Here is a 21,225-nt window from a genome sequence, read left to right as displayed (position 1 = left end):
TTCCCTTATTTTTGTACTACGATATTTTCCTGTGAAGGATCAACATGCTGCAGCTGCAGCTTTTCCGTTGCGATCCGTTCAACCCGGCTGTGATCGCCGAGCGCGTTTTCTTCAAGGATCAGATTTCGCCATTCAATATCCAGCGCATCGCGTTCCAGTACCATCTGCTCGCGTTGCGCAGTCAATAAACGTGTGTGGTGGGCGGTGGTGACCACCGTCACAGCCGTGACAATGATGCAAATGAACAGACAGAGTGGCAGTTTCCCAAACCGCAAAAGATCGTCGCCGATCACGCCAGGCAAGGCATGGCGCTCGTTGCTTCCTAACGAATCCTTAACTTTGCTTAGGGTCTCTGTCACTCTGCCGATCATGCGTTCGTCCTCTCTGCAACACGCAGCACTGAACTACGGGCGCGTGGATTCTCTGCCACCTCTTCTTCGCCCGGCATCAACTTGCCTAATGCTCGCAACTGACGGCCACCCAGTTTCCTGAGTTGTTCTTCCGTCATCGGCAGCCCCGCGGGTACCTGTGGACCGCGGCTTTGTTCACGCATAAAGCGTTTAACAATACGGTCTTCCAGCGAATGGAAGCTGATGATGGATAACCGCCCACCCGGGGCCAGCACGTCGAGCGAGCTTTTTAGCGCCAGCTCTATTTCCTCCAGTTCACTGTTTACCCAGATGCGAACCGCCTGGAAGGTACGGGTCGCGGGATGTTTGTGCTTATCCTTCACCGGTGTTGCCGCCGCGATCACCTCGGCCAACTCTTTAGTGCGGGTCATCGGCTCAATGCGATTGCGCTCAACAATGGCGCGCGCAATACGTTTGCCAAAGCGCTCTTCGCCGAAGGTTTTGATGACCCATGCAATATCCGCTTCGTCAGCGGTCTGTAACCACTCGGCGGCAGACTGGCCGCGAGTCGGGTCCATACGCATGTCCAGCGGACCATCACGCATAAAGGAGAAACCGCGTTCAGCATCATCAAGTTGGGGTGAAGAGACGCCAAGATCGAGAAGAATCCCGTCGATCTTGCCCGTCAGGCCGCGCTCAGCCACATAGTCCGCGAGCGCAGAAAAGGGTCCATGCACGATGGAAAAGCGTGGGTCATTGATAGTCTGTGCAACGGCAATTGCCTGCGGATCGCGATCGATTGCCAGCAGACGCCCCTCCTCACCCAGTTGGGAGAGGATCAAACGCGAGTGACCACCGCGACCAAAAGTGCCATCAATGTAGATGCCATCCGGACGAATATTCAGGCCGTTAACGGCCTCGTCCAGTAACACCGTTTTATGTTTATAATTTTCCATCATATTTATAGAGACAAGTCCTGCAGCCGTTCCGATAATGTCGCGGAATCAGACTGCTCAGCGTCGATATCTTCCTTGACCTGTTGATACCAGGTCGTTTCATCCCACAGTTCAAATTTGTTGAACTGCCCGACCAGCATCACTTCTTTGGTCAGACCGGCATGTTGCCGTAACACAGGCGCGATCAGTAATCGCCCTGCGTTATCCATCTGACATTCACTGGCATGTCCCAATAACAACCGCTGCACGCGGCGTTCCTGCGGGTTCATGCTCGACAGTCGCGACAGCTTTTGCTCAATAATTTCCCATTCAGGCAGGGGGTAAAGCAGCAGGCAGGGGGAGTTAATGTCAATGGTGCAAACCATTTGACCCGCAGCGTTCTCAATCAGCTGGTCGCGGTATCGGGTTGGTACCGATAAACGCCCTTTACTGTCGAGATTGACTAACGTAGCTCCACGGAACATGCCAGTCTCACCCCTCCTCACCACTTTAACCCACAAATTCCCACCTAAAGGAGTTTACGGAGCGAGGGAAAAGCTTGTCAAGCCAGGACTCTCGGCATAAGGACTCGAAAGCCCTCTATTTACAGAGATAAACAGTCCTGGTTAATAACTGCACAACTGGCGAGGCAAAATTAACGTTATGAATATTTGTAAGAAAAAAACCGAATATGCACACTAGCGTTAAGGCTCACTCAATATCATCGCAGATAAATATAAAGTGTCAGTTTGCGACGCGGGCAGCATTTTATGACAGATTCTCAGGGGATGACAGCGCCAGATTCACTCAGGCGAGCGGTAAGCGCAGTGGTTATCGCGTAAGCTGTCAAAGAAAGAGGAAAAAACGTCTGAATATTCATCGACCGAAGAGGGTTTGTAACAAAATAATACAAAGAGTGCCGTTTAAAATCGCTGAGATGTTGTTTAAAGGGCAATTTAAAAGCCAAAATGAATAAAGAAAAATAGGCGATTATGATCTCCCAAGAATTATCCTAATTTCTCTCCGGGAATTATCTGCACGAATTATTGCAGCAAAAAGGGGCAGATTTCGCCGCCCCGGTCATTTCATTTTTGGCGGCTTAAAATTCCGCGATGGTAGAGATTACGTTTGATACGCGTCAGGCCCGGCTTCGGTTTGCGGGGTTCATCCAGACTCGCCAGCACAATCTCCAGCACGCGTTCAGCCACATCGCGATGGCGCTGTGCAACCGCCAGCACCGGGCACTGAAGGAAGTCGAGCAGCTCATTATCCCCGAACGTGGCAATCGCCAGATCGGAAGGCAGTTTACCTTCACGACGTAAGGTCACATCCATGACACCCTGCAAGAGCGCAAACGAGGTAGTGAACAGCGCCTGAGGCATCGGATGCGTTTCCAGCCATTTTTCGAACAGCTGCGCGGCGGCTTCACGTTCGTAGCTGTTGGCATAGAGGTAGTGAACCTCGCGCGGATCGTCTTTCCATGCCGTTCTGAATCCCTGCTCGCGCAGGAAGCTCACGGAAAGTTCAGGCAGCGCGCCCAAATACAGCACCGTTTCCGCCGGGAACGTCCGCAGCTCTGCGGCCAGCATTTCGGCATCATCCTGATCGGCACCCACCACGCTGGTGAAATGCTCGCGATCGAGGGCACGGTCAAGCGCAACGATCGGGAACGGATCATTCGCCCAGCGCTGGTAGAAAGGATGCTCCGGCGGTAAGGAGGTCGAAACAATAATGGCATCCACCTGGCGCTGAAGCAGATGTTCAATGCAGCGCATCTCGTTATCAGGCTGGTCTTCCGAGCAGGCAATCAGCAATTGATAGCCGCGCTGACGCGCCTGACGTTCAAGATAGTTGGCGATACGGGTATAGCTGGTGTTTTCCAGGTCCGGGATTACCAGACCAATAGAGCGGGTGCGTCCGGCGCGCAGACCGGCTGCGACAGCATTCGGATGGTAGTTATGTTCACGAACCACCGCCATAACTTTTTCAACGGTCTTGTCGCTGACACGGTACTGCTTTGCTTTACCGTTAATCACATAGCTGGCCGTTGTTCGTGACACGCCGGCTAGCCGGGCGATTTCATCCAGTTTCACAATTGCCCCTTAAAAAAAGAAAAGAGTCCATGGCCCTGTCAAGGTTATGGTTAAATCTTTTAACATCTAAACGCAGAAAAGCCTTCGCGGCAACCGCTTTTATCTGCGTTGTCGGCTGATTACGCAAAAAAAAGCCCGGCTTTGGTGACCGGGCAGAAAGAGGCGAACCTTTTTGACAACTAACGCATGATTTTCTCGCCGCGTGACAGACCCACAACCCCCGATCTCGCCACCTCGACAATTTTTGCGACATCCCGTACGGACGCCAGGAACGCATCCAGCTTGTCGCTCGTCCCGACCAGCTGAACGGTATAAAGAGAAGGCGTGACGTCGATAATCTGTCCGCGGAAAATATCCGCATTGCGTTTGACTTCTTCACGCCCGTAGCCGCTGGCCTGAATTTTCACCAGCATGACCTCACGTTCAACGTAGGCCCCTTGCCCCAGCTCGCTCACGCGCAGCACGTCGACCAGCTTATGCAGCTGTTTCTCAATCTGTTCAAGCACCTTAGCGTCGCCGACGGTTTGGATCGTCATGCGCGACAGCGTTGGGTCTTCCGTCGGGGCGACGGTCAGGCTTTCAATGTTATAACCGCGCTGCGCAAAAAGGCCAATGACGCGCGACAGTGCGCCAGACTCGTTTTCCAGTAAAACTGATAATATCCGGCGCATATCAGGTTCTCTCCGTTTTGCTTAACCACATTTCATCCATACCACCACCCCGAATATGCATCGGATAGACGTGCTCGGTTCCATCAACAATCACATCCATAAAGACGAGGCGGTTGTTTTTAACGTGCTCAAGCGCTTGTGCGAGCTTCGTTTCCAGCTCGGCCGGATCGGTTACCCGCATGCCAACATGGCCGTAAGCTTCAGCAAGACGAACAAAATCCGGCAGCGATTTCATGTATGACTGTGAGTGACGGCCAGAATAAATCATATCCTGCCACTGCTTCACCATGCCGAGGTAGCCGTTATTCAGGTTCAGCACGAGAACCGGCAGTTCATACTGCAGCGCGGTAGACAGTTCCTGAATGTTCATCTGGATACTACCGTCTCCGGTCACGCAGACGACGGTTTCATCCGGCAGCGCCAGCTTCACGCCCAGTGCGGCAGGCAGACCAAAGCCCATGGTGCCTAAGCCACCCGAGTTGATCCAGTGTCGCGGTTTATCAAACGGATAATACAGGGCAGCAAACATCTGATGCTGGCCCACGTCTGAGGTCACATACGCTTCACCTTTCGTCAGTCGCCACACCGCTTCGATGACCGCCTGCGGCTTAATGTTTTCGCTCTGCGTGTCATATTTCAGGCACTGACGCGCGCGCCACTGTTCAATCTGCTGCCACCAGTCGCGGATCTCATCCAGCGGCTGGGTCGCTTTCTCCTGGGCCAGCAGCTCCAGCATCTGTTCCAGAACCTGACGGGCATCACCGACGATCGGCACATCAGCCGACACCGTTTTAGAAATTGACGTCGGATCGATATCAATATGCAGCACGGTGGCATTCGGGCAATATTTCGCCAGGTTGTTGGTGGTACGATCGTCAAAACGCACACCGACGGCAAAGATCACATCGGAGTGATGCATCGTCATGTTGGCTTCATAGGTACCGTGCATACCCAGCATACCCAGCGCCTGGCGGTGGGTGGCGGGAAACGCCCCCAGCCCCATAAGCGACGACGCAACAGGAAGGTTGAGTTTTTCAATCAGTTCACGAAGCTGGGCTTCACAGGCTGCATTGATCGCTCCGCCCCCGACATAGACGACCGGTTTCTTGGCTGCCAGAAGCGTTTGCAACGCCCGCTTGATCTGACCTTTATGCCCCTGCGTTGTCGGGTTGTAAGAACGCATGCTCACCGATTCCGGCCAGACGTAAGGCAGCTTGTTTGCCGGGTTCAGAATGTCTTTAGGCAGATCGACCACCACCGGTCCCGGGCGTCCGCTTGCCGCCAGCCAGAAGGCTTTTTTCAGTACGCCGGGAATATCTTCGGTTTGCTTAACCAGGAAGCTGTGCTTCACCACGGGACGCGAAATCCCAACCATGTCGCACTCCTGAAAAGCATCGTAGCCAATCAGCGAGGTGGCTACCTGCCCGGAGAGGATCACCAGCGGGATAGAGTCCATATACGCCGTCGCAATGCCGGTAATGGCGTTTGTCGCGCCGGGGCCGGACGTGACTAACACCACGCCCACTTCACCCGTCGCACGCGCCAGGCCGTCGGCCATGTGCACCGCCGCCTGCTCGTGACGTACCAGAACATGGTCAATGCCCCCTACCGTATGGAGGGCATCATAAATATCGAGGACCGCGCCGCCAGGGTAGCCGAACACTTGCTTTACGCCCTGATCGATCAGCGACCGCACGACCATTTCCGCGCCAGACAACATCTCCATGCTTTGCCTCCAGGCATTTTGTTATAGACGGACTGCCGAATTCATTTCCGCACCGTCTTACGATTGGGATGAACCAATCTTATATTTTGCAGAGTGTTCTTTACCTTAACCGCTCGTTATGAGGCAGGCAATTAGCAAACCCGGGGAGATAAACGGTGCGTAAAGCAGAAAACGCAGCCGTTAACAGAAGATATGGTTAATTCCTCTGAGAATAGAGGACGGTGTGATAAATCATCGCTGAAAAGCAGGACAATGCAGGAAATCATCTATTTTTGCGTGCCGAAGAGCCGCCCGAAAAAAAGACTCACAGAACAAAATAGCAACTATCCAAAAAAACTCAGGATAAATCACATGATCCGATGCGATTTATCCCGATGCGTTTACCGGCGACAGATACCAACCAGCAACTCTTCCATCCACTGGTGTCCTTTATCCCGTCCGGCCGCTTCATGCCAGGAGAGATAACAGGTTCGGCTATTTAACTTAAGCGGCAATGGCAAAATTTGCAGATTTAATGGGTCAGAAAACTCTTCTGCCAGCCAGCGCGGTGCAATCGCCACCAGCTGTGTCTGGGAGACCACGTTTAATACGCTGACCATAGCCATGCCCTGATAAGCCACGCACGCCTGTTTATCCGCAGTGTCATACCACGGCAGGCTAAAGGAAGCATATCTGTCGAGAGCAACAACGGCGTGCTGTTCGTTATAAACATCGTGTTCTCGCAGCGGAGAATTCAGACGTGGGTGTTTTTTACTGGCGACAAGAACCATTTCATCTTTAAAGAGCGGCACGCAGGAAAATTCCGGACGACGGAACTCTTCATACCCCAGCACGAATTCGATCTCCTGATAGCGTAACTGATGTTCCGTGTTTTGATTCAGGGATGATTTAAAAACCAGATTGATATTTGGTGCGATTTCTTCAACTTTATTATAAATAATCGACGTTAAATAATTATCTAATGGACTGCAGACACAAAGATGGAATACGCGCTCGCTGCTCAAGGGTTCAAAGCCCGATCCCGGCAGCTCATTTTGCACCAACTGCAACGCCTGGCGGATGGAACCGAACAGCTGGAATGCGCGTGCCGTAGGCTGGATCCCCCTCCCGTAACGAACGAATAATTCGTCGTTAAACATGAGCTTGAGTCTGGCAACGGCATTACTCACAGCAGGTTGCGACATCCCCAACGCCTGGGCGGCGCGGGTGATATTCTGTTCCTGCATGACCGCATCAAACACCGTCAGAAGATTAAGATCCACCGTGCGTAACTGCGGTTTAATCCCATCAGTAGCTTGAGGTTGTTTAATATTATTTTCTGGCACTTCTGACTCCACTGTCACGCTAAACTCCCTTTGCCAACGTACGCTAATCATCTCGAAAAATATGATTTATCATGCAAATACGATCAGCGAAAGAGAATTATTTAAAATTCAGAATATATAAAGACGCTATATAAACGAAAAGAAAATAGCGCAAATGATATGTTTGACTTTAGGATTCAAATGAAACCATAAACCAAACAAATACACAATGACCGCCAGGTTAATGATGACTTAAGTATTATTAAACTGTTATCGCCACCGCTCTGCAGTTAGTTAATAACATGTTATCTCTTTTCGTTTTTCATTGAAGCGCAATAGATTCACCATAATTATAACTTAATGATATTAAAACCCTTTACGTACAGAACATTCTCAGTAACGCGCGTCACTCATTTGAAACAATTATATTTATTTGTTTCTGCAACTGTTTTCTTCAGTCCAAAATTAGACAATTAGTCGGGTCGTAAAAGCCAAAACCAGCACAATTAGCTAAAGTAATTATCCTGCTGATTACGCCCGACGGGCCCGTTTTTATCATCAGGGGTTGACATCAACTGGCGTATCCAGTACCACTAAAAGCATATTGAATTTAACGGAGCACGATTCATGATTCGCACCATTCGTTTCACCGGTCTACTACTACTAAACGCATCCACTGTGCGCGGTAGACTGGCGGGCGAAATTCAGCGTTGAATCGTCACCAGTAAGACTAAAAACCCGCGCCACTGCGCGGGTTTTTTTATGCTCGTAGCAAGGCGCCCTAAGACTGACAAGGACCTAACCCATGAGCCAGCAAGTCATTATTTTCGATACTACTTTACGTGACGGTGAACAGGCATTACAGGCAAGCCTGAGTGTAAAAGAGAAACTGCAGATCGCGCTGGCTCTCGAACGTATGGGTGTCGACGTGATGGAGGTGGGTTTCCCGGTCTCGTCTCCGGGTGATTTCGAATCCGTCCAGACTATCGCCCGCACCATTAAAAACAGCCGCGTGTGCGGTCTGGCACGCTGTGTTGAAAAAGATATCGACGTCGCGGCTGAGTCGCTGAAAGTGGCCGAAGCGTTCCGTATTCACACCTTTATTGCCACCTCACCTATGCACATCGCCACCAAGCTGCGCAGTACGCTGGATGAGGTGATTGAGCGCGCGGTATATATGGTGAAACGCGCACGCAACTACACCGATGACGTTGAATTCTCCTGTGAAGATGCGGGCCGCACGCCAATTGAAGATCTGGCCCGTGTGGTGGAAGCCGCCATCAATGCCGGTGCCAAAACTATCAACATCCCGGACACCGTCGGCTACACCATGCCGTTTGAGTTCGCCAATATCATCACCGGCCTGTATGACCGCGTACCGAACATTGATAAAGCGATTATCTCCGTCCACACCCACGATGATTTGGGTCTGGCCGTGGGCAATGCCATCGCAGCCGTCCACGCCGGCGCGCGTCAGGTAGAAGGCGCGATGAACGGTATCGGTGAACGCGCGGGCAACTGCTCGCTGGAAGAAGTGATCATGGCGATCAAAGTGCGCAAAGACATCATGGACGTGCACACCCGCATCAATCACAACGAGATCTGGCGCACCAGCCAGACCGTCAGCCAGATTTGCAACATGCCGATTCCGGCCAACAAAGCGATCGTCGGCACGGGCGCCTTCGCGCACTCCTCCGGTATTCACCAGGATGGCGTGCTGAAGAACCGTGAAAACTACGAAATTATGACCCCGGAATCCATTGGCCTGAATCAGGTCCAGTTGAACCTGACCTCGCGTTCCGGCCGTGCGGCGGTGAAGCACCGCATGGAAGAGATGGGTTATAAGGACAGTGATTACAACATGGATCAGCTGTACGACGCTTTCCTGAAGCTGGCCGATAAAAAAGGTCAGGTGTTCGACTACGACCTGGAAGCGCTGGCCTTTATTAACAAGCAGCAGGAAGAGCCAGAGCACTTCCGTCTGGATTACTTCAACGTGCAGTCTGGCTCCAGCGACATCGCCACTGCCTCTGTCAAGCTGGCCTGCGGTGATGAAATTAAGGCCGAAGCGGCGAACGGAAACGGCCCTGTGGATGCCATTTATCAGGCGATCAACCGCGTCACCGAGTACGACGTTGAGCTGGTGAAATATGACCTGACGGCCAAGGGCCACGGCAAAGATGCGCTGGGCCAGGTCGACATTGTTGTGACCCACAATGGCCGCCGTTTCCATGGCGTGGGCCTGGCGACCGATATCGTTGAATCCTCCGCGAAAGCGATGGTGCATGTGCTGAACAACATCTGGCGCGCCGCCGAAGTCGAAAAAGAGTTGCAACGCAAAGCTCAGAATAAAGAGAACAACAAGGAAACCGTGTAATGTCGAAGAATTACCATATTGCTGTGTTACCGGGCGACGGTATTGGCCCGGAAGTGATGGCACAGGCGCTGAAAGTACTGGAAGCCGTTCGCGCGCGTTTTGCGATGAAAATCACCACCAGCCACTACGATGTGGGCGGTATTGCGATTGATAACCACGGTACGCCACTGCCGAAAGCGACCGTGGAAGGCTGTGAAAATGCCGATGCCGTGCTGTTTGGTTCCGTCGGTGGCCCGAAGTGGGAACACCTGCCGCCTGCAGAGCAGCCAGAGCGCGGCGCGCTGCTGCCGCTGCGTAAACATTTCAAGCTGTTCAGCAACCTGCGTCCGGCGAAGCTGTATCAGGGCCTGGAAGAGTTCTGCCCGCTGCGCGCGGATATCGCCGCCAACGGCTTCGACATTCTGTGCGTGCGTGAACTGACCGGCGGGATCTATTTCGGTCAGCCAAAAGGGCGCGAAGGCAGCGGCCAGCATGAGAAGGCGTTCGACACTGAGGTGTATCACCGCTTCGAAATTGAACGTATCGCCCATATCGCCTTTGAGTCAGCGCGCAAGCGCCGCCATAAAGTGACCTCCATTGATAAAGCGAACGTGCTGCAGTCTTCCATCTTGTGGCGCGAGATCGTCAGCGAAGTCGCGAAGCAGTACCCGGACGTTGAGCTGTCGCACATGTACATCGACAACGCGACGATGCAGCTGATCAAGGATCCGTCTCAGTTTGACGTCCTGCTGTGCTCCAACCTGTTCGGCGACATTTTGTCAGACGAGTGCGCGATGATCACCGGCTCTATGGGCATGCTGCCATCCGCCAGCCTGAATGAAGAAGGTTTTGGCCTGTACGAGCCGGCAGGCGGTTCCGCGCCGGATATTGCGGGCAAAAACATCGCTAACCCGATTGCGCAGATCCTCTCTCTGGCCCTGCTGCTGCGCTACAGCCTGGATGCAGGCGATGCAGCAACCGCAATTGAAAATGCCATTAACCGGGCGTTAGAAGAAGGCGTTCGTACCGGTGATTTATCACGCGGCGCGGCGGCAGTCAGTACCGATGAAATGGGCGACATTATTGCCCGCTATGTCGCTGAAGGGGTGTAATCATGGCCAAAACGTTATACGAAAAATTGTTTGATGCGCACGTTGTCTACGAGGCACCAAACGAAACCCCACTGCTGTACATTGACCGTCATCTGGTACACGAAGTGACCTCTCCTCAGGCATTTGACGGCCTGCGCGCGCACAAGCGCCCGGTACGTCAGCCGGGTAAAACCTTCGCGACGATGGATCACAACGTTTCCACCCAGACCAAAGACATTAATGCCTCGGGTGAGATGGCGCGTATCCAGATGCAGGAGCTGATCAAGAACTGCAACGAATTTGGCGTTGAGCTGTACGATCTGAACCACCCCTATCAGGGCATCGTTCACGTGATGGGGCCAGAGCAGGGAATTACCCTGCCGGGCATGACCATCGTCTGCGGCGACTCCCATACCGCAACCCACGGCGCGTTTGGCGCCCTGGCGTTCGGGATTGGCACGTCTGAAGTTGAACACGTGCTGGCGACGCAGACCCTGAAGCAGGGCCGCGCCAAAACGATGAAGATTGAAGTGAAGGGCAAAGCGGCACCGGGCATTACCGCGAAAGACATCGTGCTGGCGATCATCGGTAAAACCGGCAGCGCAGGCGGTACCGGCCACGTCGTTGAATTCTGCGGCGACGCGATTCAGGCGCTGAGCATGGAGGGTCGCATGACCCTGTGCAATATGGCCATTGAGATGGGTGCCAAAGCCGGTCTGGTCGCGCCAGATGAAACGACCTTCAACTATGTGAAGGGCCGTCTGCACGCGCCGAAGGGCCAGGATTTTGACGACGCGGTAGCGTACTGGAAAACCCTGAAAACCGACGACGGGGCAACGTTTGATACCGTTGTCACGCTGCAGGCAGAAGAGATTGCCCCTCAGGTGACCTGGGGAACCAACCCGGGCCAGGTAATTTCCGTCAACGACGCCATTCCCGATCCGGCCTCCTTCGCCGATCCGGTCGAGCGCGCCAGTGCGGAAAAAGCGCTGGCCTATATGGGGCTGAAACCCGGCGTACCGTTGACCGACGTGACCATTGATAAGGTATTTATCGGCTCCTGCACCAACTCCCGTATCGAAGATTTGCGTGCGGCGGCAGAGATTGCCAAAGGCCGTAAGGTCGCACCGGGCGTGCAGGCGCTGGTGGTTCCAGGCTCCGGTCCGGTGAAAGCCCAGGCGGAAGCCGAAGGTCTGGATAAGATCTTTATCGAAGCAGGCTTTGAGTGGCGCCTGCCTGGCTGCTCCATGTGCCTGGCCATGAATAACGATCGCCTGAATCCGGGTGAGCGCTGTGCCTCCACCAGCAACCGTAACTTTGAAGGCCGTCAGGGCCGCGGTGGGCGCACCCATCTGGTCAGCCCGGCAATGGCCGCCGCTGCGGCAGTCACCGGTCATTTCGCCGACATTCGCAGCCTGAAATAAGGAGACAATCATGGCAGAGAAATTTACCCAACATACGGGCCGTGTTGTCCCGCTGGACGCCGCTAACGTTGATACGGACGCGATCATTCCTAAGCAGTTTTTGCAGAAGGTGACCCGCACCGGCTTTGGCGCGCACCTGTTCAACGACTGGCGTTTCCTGGACGATAAAGGCGAGGTGCCTAATCCGGAATTCGTTCTGAACTTCCCGGAGTACAAAGGCGCATCCATCCTGCTGGCGCGGGAAAACTTTGGCTGCGGCTCGTCGCGTGAACACGCCCCCTGGGCGTTGACAGACTACGGCTTTAAAGTGGTCATTGCCCCCAGCTTCGCGGATATCTTTTATGGCAACAGCTTCAACAACCAGCTGCTGCCGGTGACGCTGAGCGACGAACAGGTCGATGAATTGTTCGCGCTGGTTAAGGCAAATCCGGGCATGGCGTTTGAAGTGGATCTGGAAGGGGAAGTGGTGAAAGCCGGGGATAAAACCTACAGCTTCAGCATTGATGCGTTCCGCCGCCACTGCATGCTGAACGGTCTGGACAGCATTGGTTTAACGCTCCAGCACGAAGACGCCATCTCCGCGTACGAGAAAAAACAGCCTGCGTTTATGGGCTAAAGGCAATGGCCCGCAAAAAGCGGGCCATTGACTTGTTTCGTGAAGCCGCCTTCCAGAATCAGACATCCTTAACCCGGCAAGTCAGCCCAAGCGTAACCACCGAAATCGCGGCAATCACCCAGTAAACTGAGCCATGCCCGTAACTTTGCGCCAGCGCCCCCTGAATCACGCCTGCCAGGATCACTCCGGTTGAAATGCTGTTGGTAAAAAGCGTGGTCGCCGACCCGGCGCGGCCCGGCATTAAATCCTGGAACCAGAGCATGCCGATCCCGGCAACGATGCCAATAAACACAGCATTAAACAGCTGCAGCGCCAGCAGCGCTTCGCGCGAATGGAAAAGGATCAGCCCCGCGTAGAACAGCACCCCGGCCGCCACGGCGACGATCATCATCCGACGCTTTCCAAAGCGCTTAACGTAATAGCCCGCCAGAATCATCGCCGGAATTTCCAGCCCGGCAGCGGTGCCCATTAAGATCCCCGCGAGCTTGTCCGGTAAGCCCAGATCGCTGCTGATCCACAGCGGCATGTCGATGATGTACATGGTGTTGCAGGTCCACATCAGCGTGGAGGCAATAAACAGCATGCGGACGTTTTTGTCCTGCCAGCCGCTCACCTGGGTGAGCGGTTTATCCGCTGTCTGTTCGACGCGCGCCACGGACGGCAGTGCGAAGGCTATCAGCGCCAGACTGATGACAAAAATCCCGGCCGCGATGGAAAACATAGCGGTAAAGCCATAGTTCAGCGCCAGCATGAAGGCCAGCGGCGGACCAATGACCCACGCCAGCGAGAGCTGGGCACGCATCACCGAGCTGAACATCACCACTTCCCGCGCCGAGTTATCCGCGTATTCGCGGGCCAGCGCGAACAGCTGCGGCATGGCGGTGTTCGCAAGAGAGGCCAGCAGCACGCCGCAGGTAATGAGCGTCAGGTAATGGCGGTTAAAGGCAAAGAGCAGCGCGTTGCCCACGGCCATGGCGCAGCAAAAGAGGATCAGCCTGCGGCGATCGCCCTGGCTGTCCGATCGTTTCGCCAGCGCGAGGCTGACCAGGATCCCGGCAATCGCGTTGACGGTATAAAACAGCCCCACCCAGAACGGCTGTGCCCCCACCTCGCGGCTGAGAAACAGGCTCAGCGTCGGCGCCTGCAGCGCTCCCGCCACGCCCATCATAAAGGCCACCAGCATAAAAGCGGCATACACGCCGTTCAGGCGTCGCCCCATCGTCATCAACCACAGCATGCGCAAGTCCTTGTGAAAGCGAATCGAAATTGGGTGAAAGAATAAACGAAAAAAGCCAGCAAAAACATTTTGCTGGCGGGTGATTAGCACCAATACTCAGTCACACATGATCGAGGCGAGTCAGCGAGAAGAGGCCGGTTTCGTAACGTCCCACTGCATCAGTTCTTCTAACATTTTCAGCCGTTGCTCTGCACACGGGCGGGCCAGCCAGGACGATCCTTTTGTCGCTGAAAAGTACTGCTGATAAAACTGACGTGCGGTAGACCTCTTCATCATTTACCTCCTCGCTTCATCGGGAAGCATTATTGGCCTAATATAGGGATTAATAAATTGCTGGTTTTTTGTCAGGAGTTCCTCTTTTATGCCTTCCGGTCGTCTGCAGCAACAATTTATCCGCCTCTGGCAGTGCTGCGAGGGGCAATCGCAGGAAACCACGCTCAACGAGTTGGCTGACCTGCTTAGCTGTTCCCGCCGCCATATGCGCACGCTGCTCAATACCATGCAGCAGCAGGGGTGGTTAAGCTGGGAAGCGGAGGCGGGACGCGGTAAACGCTCGCGGCTGACCTTTCTCTACACCGGGCTGGCATTGCAGCAGCAGCGTGCAGAAGACCTGCTCGAGCAGGACCGTATCGATCAGCTGGTCCAGCTGGTGGGCGACAAGGCCGCCGTGCGCCAGATGCTGGTCTCCCATCTCGGACGCAGTTTTCGTCAGGGCCGACACATTCTGCGGGTGCTCTACTACCGTCCGATGAAAAATCTGTTGCCCGGCACGGCGTTACGGCGTTCTGAAACCCACATGGCCCGACAAATCTTCAGCGGCCTGACGCGGATAAATGAGGAAAACGGGGAACTGGAGGCGGATATCGCGCACCACTGGCAGCAGCTTTCCCCGCGCCACTGGCGCTTCTTCTTACGCCCCGGCATCCACTTTCACCACGGTCGCGAACTGGAAATGCACGACGTCATCGCCTCTCTGGAACGCGCCCGCAGGCTGCCGCTCTACTCGCATATTTCGCGCATCCACTCCCCCACGGCCTGGACGCTGGATATCGAGCTGGCGCAGCAGGACAAGTGGCTTCCCTGGCTGCTGGGCTATGTGCCGTCGATGATTTTGCCTGCCGAGTGGGAATCCTTGAACAATTTTGCAAGCCTGCCGATTGGCACCGGGCCCTACTCCGTCTCCCGCAATAACAGCAACCAGCTGAAAATCCGCGCGTTCGATGACTACTTTGGCTATCGGGCGCTGATCGACGAAGTGAACGTGTGGGTATTACCGGATCTCAATGAAGACCTGAGCTGCGGGCTGACGCTTGAAGGCCCCACCACCGGAGAAAAGGCCGTGGAGAGCCGCCTGGAGGAGGGCTGCTACTATCTCCTCTTTGACCGCCGCACCCACCGTGGGGCAAACCCGGCTGTCCGCAAGTGGATCAGCCACGTGCTGTCTCCTTCCAATCTTATCTACCATGCGGAAGAGCAATACCAGACATACTGGTTCCCGGCGTACGGCCTGCTTCCGCGCTGGCACCATGCCCGACCAACGCGCTGCGACAAACCCGCAGGGCTGGAGTCCATCACCCTGACATACTACCGCGATCATGTTGAGCATCGTTTTATCGCCAGGATCATGACCCGACTGCTGGCAGCGGAGGGAGTCAGGCTGGACATCAGGGAAGTGGACTATGACGAATGGCATCAGGGGGAAATCGCCAGCGATATCTGGCTGAACAGCGCTAACTTTACCCTGCCGCTCGATTTTTCCCTCTTCTCGCATTTGTATGAAGTCCCGCTGATCCAGCACTGCATCGACCGGGACTGGCAGCAGGATGCCGCCCTGTGGCGTGCGGGTGAGATGAATCTTGCCGTATGGTGCCAGCAGCTGCTGGCCGAGCAGGCGATCGTCCCGCTGATCCACCACTGGCTGATGATCCAGGGCCAGCGCAGCATGCGCGGCCTGCGGATGAACACCCTGGGCTGGTTTGATTTTAAATCCGCCTGGTTTGCGCCCCCGGAGCCATAACGCTTTCGTAATATTCACCAAATCATTACAATAGCGCCGTTCTCAACGGGGTGCTGCATCACAGATGTGCGCTGAGATAATACCCGTCGAACCTGATCCGGATAACGCCGGCGAAGGGATTTGAGGCTGTCGCTCAAAATCCTTTGCCACTCAACCCTGAGGTGCAAAGTGTTAAAAAAAGTTCTCCCCCTGCTGGCGCTGTTCGCGCTGCCCGCTTTAGCCAAGCCCGTCCTGACGGTCTACACCTACGACTCCTTCTCCGCCGACTGGGGCCCTGGCCCGGTTGTCAAAAAAGCCTTTGAAGCGGACTGCAACTGCGAGCTGAAGTTCGTGGCGCTGGAAGATGGCGTTTCGCTGCTCAACCGCCTGCGCATGGAAGGCAAAAACAGCAAGGCCGACGTGGTGCTCGGGCTGGATAACAACCTGCTGGAAGCCGCCTCGCAAACCAAACTCTTTGCCAAAAGCGGCGTCGCGGCAGAGGCCGTTAACGTGCCGGGCGGCTGGAAGAACGACACCTTTGTGCCGTTCGACTACGGCTACTTTGCTTTCGTCTACGATAAAAACAAGCTGAAAAACCCGCCGAAGAGCCTGAAAGAGCTGGTGGAAAGCGACCAGAAGTGGCGCGTGATTTACGAAGATCCGCGGACCAGCACGCCGGGCCTGGGCCTGCTGCTGTGGATGCAGAAAGTCTACGGCGATAAGGCGCCGGAAGCGTGGCAGAAGCTGGCCGCCAAAACCGTCACCGTAACCAAAGGCTGGAGCGAAGCCTATGGCCTGTTCCTGAAAGGCGAAAGCGATCTGGTGCTGAGCTACACCACCTCCCCGGCCTACCACATTATCGCCGAGAAGAAAGACAACTATGCTGCGGCTGATTTTGCGGAAGGACACTATCTGCAGGTGGAAGTGGCCGCGCGTACCGCCGCCAGCAAACAGCCGGAACTGGCCGAGAAGTTCCTGAAGTTTATGGTTTCACCGGCATTCCAGAACGCCATTCCAGCGGGCAACTGGATGTATCCGGTCACCAGCGTTGCGCTGCCTGCAGGTTTCGAGCAGTTGACCAAACCGAAAACCTCGCTGGAGTTTACGCCGCAGCAGGTCGCCGCGCAGCGTGCCGCATGGGTAAGTGAATGGCAACGCGCCGTCAGCCGTTAATTCCCGGCTGGTTACTCCCCGGATTGCTCGCCGCCGTCGTGATGGTGGCGGTCAGTCTGGGAGCCTTTCTTGCGCTGTGGTTTAACGCACCGGAGAGCGACCTGCTCGCCCTCTGGCACGACAGCTACCTCTGGCACGTTATCCGGTTCTCCTTCTGGCAGGCGGCTCTTTCTGCCCTGCTGTCGGCGATCCCGGCTATTTTTCTTGCACGCGCGCTCTATCGGCGGCGTTTCCCCGGCAGGCAGGCCCTGCTGCGCCTGTGCGCCATGACGCTGATCCTGCCCGTGCTGGTAGCGGTATTTGGTATTCTGAGCGTTTACGGCCGCCAGGGCTGGCTGGCCTCGCTGTTCGGCCAGCTTGGTATTGAGTGGTCATTCTCGCCTTACGGACTGCAGGGCATTCTGCTGGCGCACGTGTTTTTCAATATGCCGATGGCAACGCGCCTCTTTTTGCAGGCGCTGGAGAACATTCCCGGCGAGCAGCGGCAGATTGCCGCCCAGCTCGGCATGCGCGGCTGGTCGTTCTTTCGTTTTGTCGAATGGCCGTGGCTGCGCCGCCAGCTCCCGCCCGTGGCGGCATTAATCTTTATGCTCTGCTTTGCCAGCTTTGCCACCGTGCTGTCACTCGGCGGCGGGCCACAGGCCACCACCATTGAGCTGGCGATTTATCAGGCGCTGAGTTACGACTACGATCCCGGTCGCGCCGCGCTGCTGGCGATAGTCCAGATGGCGTGCTGTCTGGTGCTGGTGCTGTTGAGCCAGCGGCTGAGTAAAGCCATTCCCGCAGGTAGTCATCAAATAACCGGCTGGCGCGATCCGCAGGACAGCCTGCACAGCCGCATCAGCGATGTTATCCTGATCGCGCTGGCGCTGCTGCTGTTGCTGCCGCCGCTGCTGGCCGTTATCGTTGACGGCCTGAACCTCAATCTTATGTCCGTCCTGCAACAGCCCGTTCTCTGGCAGGCGACCTGGACCTCGGTACGCATAGCGCTGGCTGCCGGATTGCTGTGCGTTATGCTGACCATGATGCTGCTGTGGAGCAGCCGTGAGCTATACGCCCGCCAGGCGCAAAAAGCCGGACAAATGCTGGAACTGACGGGCATGCTGATACTGGCGATGCCGGGTATCGTGCTGGCAACGGGCTTCTTTTTACTGTTCAACAGCACCCTCGGCCTGCCGGAAAGGGCCGATGGCATTGTGATTTTCACTAACGCCTTAATGGCCATCCCCTACGCGCTTAAGGTGCTGGAAAACCCGATGCGCGACGTCAACAGCCGCTACGGTTTGCTGTGTCAGTCGCTGGGCATGCAGGGCTGGCAGCGGCTGAAGGTTGTGGAACTGCGCGCGCTAAAACGTCCGCTGGCTCAGGCGCTGGCGTTTGCCTGCGTGCTCTCCATTGGAGACTTTGGGGTCGTGGCGCTGTTCGGTAATGACGATTTCCGCACGCTGCCGTACTGGCTTTATCAGCAAATCGGCTCTTACCGCAGTCAGGACGGCGCGGTTACCGCGCTGTTACTGCTGCTGCTGTGCTTTGCCTTATTTACCGTTATCGAAAAACTCCCGGGGCGTGATGTTAAAACTGACTGATGTAACCTGGCTCTATCAGCATCTGCCGATGCGCTTCACGCTCTCCGTTCAGCAGGGCGAGCGGATTGCGGTGCTTGGCCCAAGCGGTGCCGGGAAAAGCACCTTGCTCAATTTGATCGCCGGTTTTCTGCAACCTGCCAGCGGGTCGATAGCCATCGATAATCGTGATTTCACCAACGCCCCTCCGGCTAAACGCCCTGTGTCGATGCTGTTTCAGGAAAACAACCTGTTTACCCACCTGACGGTGCGGCAAAACATCGCGCTGGGAATGCATCCGGGGCTCAGGCTGAACGATGCCCAACGCGAAAAACTTGAAGTGATTGCCGCACAGATGGGGATCGCTGAATTTATCGACAGGCTGCCGGGCGAGCTCTCCGGCGGCCAGCGTCAGCGCGTGGCGCTGGCGCGTTGTCTGGTGCGCGAGCAGCCGCTGCTGCTGCTGGATGAGCCGTTCTCGGCGCTCGATCCCGCGCTGCGTCAGGAGATACTGGCGCTGGTGAAGGACGTCTGTCAGCGCCAACAGCTTACGATGCTGATGGTTTCGCACAGTATCGAAGATGCCGCACGGATTGCGCCGCGATCGGTGGTGATCGCGGAGGGACGCATTTTGTGGGATGGAGCAACAGAAGCATTAATGAGCGGAAAAGAAAGCGCTTCTGGATTATTGGGTATAAAACCGTAGGCCGGGCAAACGCAGTGCCGCCCGGCGCTTAACGGCTCACAACTTTCAACAGGATCTCGCCATACACCGGCATCAGCGGGTGGCGAATCAGCGCGACCAGGGCTACCACGGCCACACCCAGCGTCAGCGGGGCCAGCCACAAAAGACGAGAGCGCGGGAGATAGCGCGTCAGGCGATCGACGCTCGCTTTCGCGCTGCGCCACAGCCGCCAGCAGAGCCAGACCGCCAGCCACAGCAGCACCGCCGTGCCCAGCAGCAGCCACTTAAACTCACCGCTTTGCATGCCGTCAGGAATATCAATCGCCGCACCGGCCAGGATCCCCGGCAGGAAGTAGAACGGCGGCCAGAAGACGCAGCCGATAATGTTCGGCACCACAAATTTCGCGACGGGGAGATCCAGCATCCCGGCCACCATCGGCACCAGCGGACGCGTTGGCCCAACAAAGCGGCCCACGAGGATGGTAAACATGCTGTGCTGGTGCAGCGCATGCTCGGTTTTATCCAGCAGCGCTTTGTTTTTTTTCATGAACGACCAGCGGTGCAGCGGCTTCTTAAAGCGCCAGCCCAGCCAGAAGGAGATCCAGTCCCCCAGCAAACAGCCGATAATACCGGCCATCCACGCCTGCCAGAAATTGACCTCACCGCTGCCGATCAGCGCCCCAAGCCCCGCCATCATCACGGTGCCGGGCAGAATTAACCCGACAAGGGCCAGCGATTCCAGAAACGCCACCAGCGCCACGGCAATGAGCGAGTACATAACGGACTGGGTAATAAAGTGTTCCAGCAATGCCTGCATAACTATTCCGGTCAGAAAACGAATCAGCGATTCTGCTTAGCGCCCCGCACCGCGTCAAGGCAACAATTGTCTGAATAGTTTACAGGTTGCTTCCCGCATTCACCTGTTTGTTTATCTTTTTTTACCGTTTATTCACATCCCGCGCGGAATTCACTGGGGCTGGCACCGGTGCATTTTTTAAATACGCGGGAGAAATAGAGCTGATCCTCAAAGCCCACGTTGCGCCCCACGGTGGCGATGGGCATCCGGGTGGTGCTGAGCAGCAGCTTCGCCTGGCTGATCCGCTGATCCTCGCGCCAGCTCAGTACGCTAACGCCAAGCTGCTGGCGGAACAGGTGCGACAGCCGCGACGGCGACAGGCAGACGTGCTGGGCAACGCTGGCGATATCAAACTGGCTATCGGCCAGGTGGTCGCTGATGTACTGGCAGGCGTCGCGCACGCGGTTATCCAGCGGCGGGTTAAGCGACGCGTTAATCGCCTCCATCCGCCGCAGCAGCAGCTGTTCAAGGAGGTTTATCGCCAGCAGTTCGGCATAGCGTCCACCAGCCTGCCCCGCCTCGATTATCTGGGCAAAAAGCTCGCGAAACTGCGCCAGATGCACCTCATCCGGGCGATAAAACCCGGTGTGAGCAAAAATAGCCGGCCAGGAAAGCCACTCCTGCCAGTAGGCGCGCGGACGGAAGTAGACCCACTGGTGATACCACTCTTTGGCATCCGGATGACGGCCATAGTGGTGGATCTCCCCCGGCGGGAACAGCAGGATATCCCCCGGGCGGCAGACGAACTGCTGGTCACCGTTCTTGATGATCCCTTCCCCCCGCACGGTCAGGTTGAGGATATACCCTTTCATCCCGAGCGGTCGGTCGACGTAAAAATCGAGATATCCCTCAGCCTCGATAGGGGTCAGCCCCGCCACAAGGTGCGCGTTAAACGAGTATCCCGGCAGCAGGGGATCGTTCTGCGTTTCGGCCATAGATTCAGTTCTCCCAAGGGTCCTGAAGGAAACCAATTGTCCATATCACTAAATGCAGGTTAAAAATGGCCCGCGAAAAGATCCAAAAAGCGTCACGCCGCTTTTACGTCCGCCATGTTTCAGCCTTTCCCCCTGATTTCTCCGCCAGAGCAGGCAGATAACCAGTAACAAAAGTGTCTATAAGTGCGGCAGAAATGTCCACATTGAATATTTGC

Annotated in this window: 20 protein-coding genes and 1 riboswitch; of the genes, 9 read left to right on the top strand and 11 right to left on the bottom strand. The window is 55.6% G+C overall.

The window, feature by feature from the left end:
• Positions 1-5: 5 nt before the first annotated feature.
• From ftsL to leuO, 7 genes are all read right to left on the bottom strand, one after another.
• The gene (ftsL, locus tag L362_RS01270; RefSeq protein ID WP_008501989.1) at positions 6-371 is read right to left on the bottom strand and encodes a cell division protein FtsL; all 366 of its coding nucleotides are present in this window, start codon (positions 369-371) and stop codon (positions 6-8) included.
• Positions 368-1,309: a 16S rRNA (cytosine(1402)-N(4))-methyltransferase RsmH gene (rsmH, locus tag L362_RS01275; RefSeq protein ID WP_021240527.1), complete on the bottom strand. Its 942-nt coding sequence runs from the start codon at positions 1,307-1,309 to the stop codon at positions 368-370. Before rsmH ends, ftsL begins: the two co-directional genes overlap by 4 nt.
• Positions 1,310-1,311: 2 nt before the next feature.
• On the bottom strand, positions 1,312-1,770 hold the full coding sequence (gene mraZ, locus L362_RS01280) for a division/cell wall cluster transcriptional repressor MraZ (RefSeq protein WP_021240528.1): 459 nt from the start codon (positions 1,768-1,770) through the stop codon (positions 1,312-1,314).
• A 600-nt stretch (positions 1,771-2,370) separates the two neighbouring features.
• Entirely contained in the window at positions 2,371-3,378 is a 1,008-nt protein-coding gene (gene cra / locus L362_RS01285; protein ID WP_008501993.1) for a catabolite repressor/activator, read from the bottom strand.
• Positions 3,379-3,557: 179 nt separating this feature from the next.
• Positions 3,558-4,049 carry an acetolactate synthase small subunit gene (gene ilvN, locus L362_RS01290; RefSeq protein ID WP_008501994.1) on the bottom strand — a complete coding sequence of 164 codons (492 nt, stop codon included), beginning with the start codon at positions 4,047-4,049 and terminating at the stop codon, positions 3,558-3,560.
• A 1-nt stretch (position 4,050) separates the two neighbouring features.
• The gene (ilvI, locus tag L362_RS01295; RefSeq protein WP_008501995.1) at positions 4,051-5,775 is read right to left on the bottom strand and encodes an acetolactate synthase 3 large subunit; all 1,725 of its coding nucleotides are present in this window, start codon (positions 5,773-5,775) and stop codon (positions 4,051-4,053) included.
• A gap of 380 nt (positions 5,776-6,155) precedes the next feature.
• A complete protein-coding gene (gene leuO / locus L362_RS01300; RefSeq protein WP_025912169.1) occupies positions 6,156-7,100 on the bottom strand; it encodes a transcriptional regulator LeuO in 945 nt (314 codons plus the stop codon).
• A 606-nt stretch (positions 7,101-7,706) separates the two neighbouring features.
• Between leuO and leuL the strand changes: the two genes are divergently transcribed.
• From leuL to leuD, 5 genes are all read left to right on the top strand, one after another.
• The gene (gene leuL, locus L362_RS25140; protein ID WP_071530973.1) at positions 7,707-7,793 is read left to right on the top strand and encodes a leu operon leader peptide; all 87 of its coding nucleotides are present in this window, start codon (positions 7,707-7,709) and stop codon (positions 7,791-7,793) included.
• 91 nt (positions 7,794-7,884) lie between these two features.
• Complete coding sequence (gene leuA / locus L362_RS01305) at positions 7,885-9,456, top strand: 2-isopropylmalate synthase (RefSeq protein WP_021240530.1); 1,572 nt, start codon at positions 7,885-7,887, stop codon at positions 9,454-9,456.
• Entirely contained in the window at positions 9,456-10,547 is a 1,092-nt protein-coding gene (leuB, locus tag L362_RS01310) for a 3-isopropylmalate dehydrogenase (RefSeq protein WP_021240531.1), read from the top strand. The genes leuA and leuB overlap by 1 nt, the downstream gene beginning before the upstream one ends.
• Before the next feature lie 2 nt (positions 10,548-10,549).
• Positions 10,550-11,950: a 3-isopropylmalate dehydratase large subunit gene (gene leuC / locus L362_RS01315; protein ID WP_008501999.1), complete on the top strand. Its 1,401-nt coding sequence runs from the start codon at positions 10,550-10,552 to the stop codon at positions 11,948-11,950.
• Positions 11,951-11,960: 10 nt separating this feature from the next.
• The gene (gene leuD, locus L362_RS01320) at positions 11,961-12,566 is read left to right on the top strand and encodes a 3-isopropylmalate dehydratase small subunit (protein WP_023345432.1); all 606 of its coding nucleotides are present in this window, start codon (positions 11,961-11,963) and stop codon (positions 12,564-12,566) included.
• Positions 12,567-12,624: 58 nt separating this feature from the next.
• Here leuD and L362_RS01325 read toward each other — a convergent pair whose 3' ends face one another.
• Positions 12,625-13,803, bottom strand: a complete 1,179-nt coding sequence (locus L362_RS01325; protein ID WP_023345431.1) for a sugar efflux transporter — start codon at positions 13,801-13,803, stop codon at positions 12,625-12,627.
• 120 nt (positions 13,804-13,923) lie between these two features.
• Positions 13,924-14,076, bottom strand: a complete 153-nt coding sequence (sgrT, locus tag L362_RS01330) for a glucose uptake inhibitor SgrT (RefSeq protein ID WP_008502002.1) — start codon at positions 14,074-14,076, stop codon at positions 13,924-13,926.
• An 88-nt stretch (positions 14,077-14,164) separates the two neighbouring features.
• Here sgrT and sgrR point away from each other — a divergent pair, with 88 nt between their 5' ends.
• The 4 genes from sgrR to thiQ all read left to right on the top strand — a co-directional run bounded on the left by sgrR (position 14,165) and on the right by thiQ (position 19,240).
• The gene (sgrR, locus tag L362_RS01335; RefSeq protein WP_008502003.1) at positions 14,165-15,820 is read left to right on the top strand and encodes an HTH-type transcriptional regulator SgrR; all 1,656 of its coding nucleotides are present in this window, start codon (positions 14,165-14,167) and stop codon (positions 15,818-15,820) included.
• A 36-nt stretch (positions 15,821-15,856) separates the two neighbouring features.
• A riboswitch (TPP riboswitch) is annotated at positions 15,857-15,957 on the top strand.
• A gap of 31 nt (positions 15,958-15,988) precedes the next feature.
• Entirely contained in the window at positions 15,989-16,972 is a 984-nt protein-coding gene (gene thiB, locus L362_RS01340) for a thiamine ABC transporter substrate binding subunit (RefSeq protein ID WP_023345430.1), read from the top strand.
• Positions 16,948-18,558, top strand: a complete 1,611-nt coding sequence (thiP, locus tag L362_RS01345) for a thiamine/thiamine pyrophosphate ABC transporter permease ThiP (RefSeq protein ID WP_023345429.1) — start codon at positions 16,948-16,950, stop codon at positions 18,556-18,558. The genes thiB and thiP overlap by 25 nt, the downstream gene beginning before the upstream one ends.
• Entirely contained in the window at positions 18,542-19,240 is a 699-nt protein-coding gene (gene thiQ / locus L362_RS01350; RefSeq protein WP_023345428.1) for a thiamine ABC transporter ATP-binding protein ThiQ, read from the top strand. The genes thiP and thiQ overlap by 17 nt, the downstream gene beginning before the upstream one ends.
• A gap of 28 nt (positions 19,241-19,268) precedes the next feature.
• Here the strand turns inward: thiQ and L362_RS01355 are convergent, their stop codons facing one another.
• A complete protein-coding gene (locus L362_RS01355; RefSeq protein ID WP_015572658.1) occupies positions 19,269-20,036 on the bottom strand; it encodes a DedA family protein in 768 nt (255 codons plus the stop codon).
• 128 nt (positions 20,037-20,164) lie between these two features.
• Positions 20,165-21,010, bottom strand: coding sequence for an arabinose operon transcriptional regulator AraC (gene araC / locus L362_RS01360; RefSeq protein ID WP_023293301.1), 846 nt, complete (start codon positions 21,008-21,010; stop codon positions 20,165-20,167).
• Between the last annotated feature and the right edge of the window lie 215 nt (positions 21,011-21,225).

It is taken from the genome of Enterobacter sp. MGH 16, assembly GCF_000493175.1.
GTDB classification, from domain to species: domain Bacteria; phylum Pseudomonadota; class Gammaproteobacteria; order Enterobacterales; family Enterobacteriaceae; genus Enterobacter; species Enterobacter roggenkampii.
This window is presented reverse-complemented; position numbering and strand designations above follow the sequence as displayed.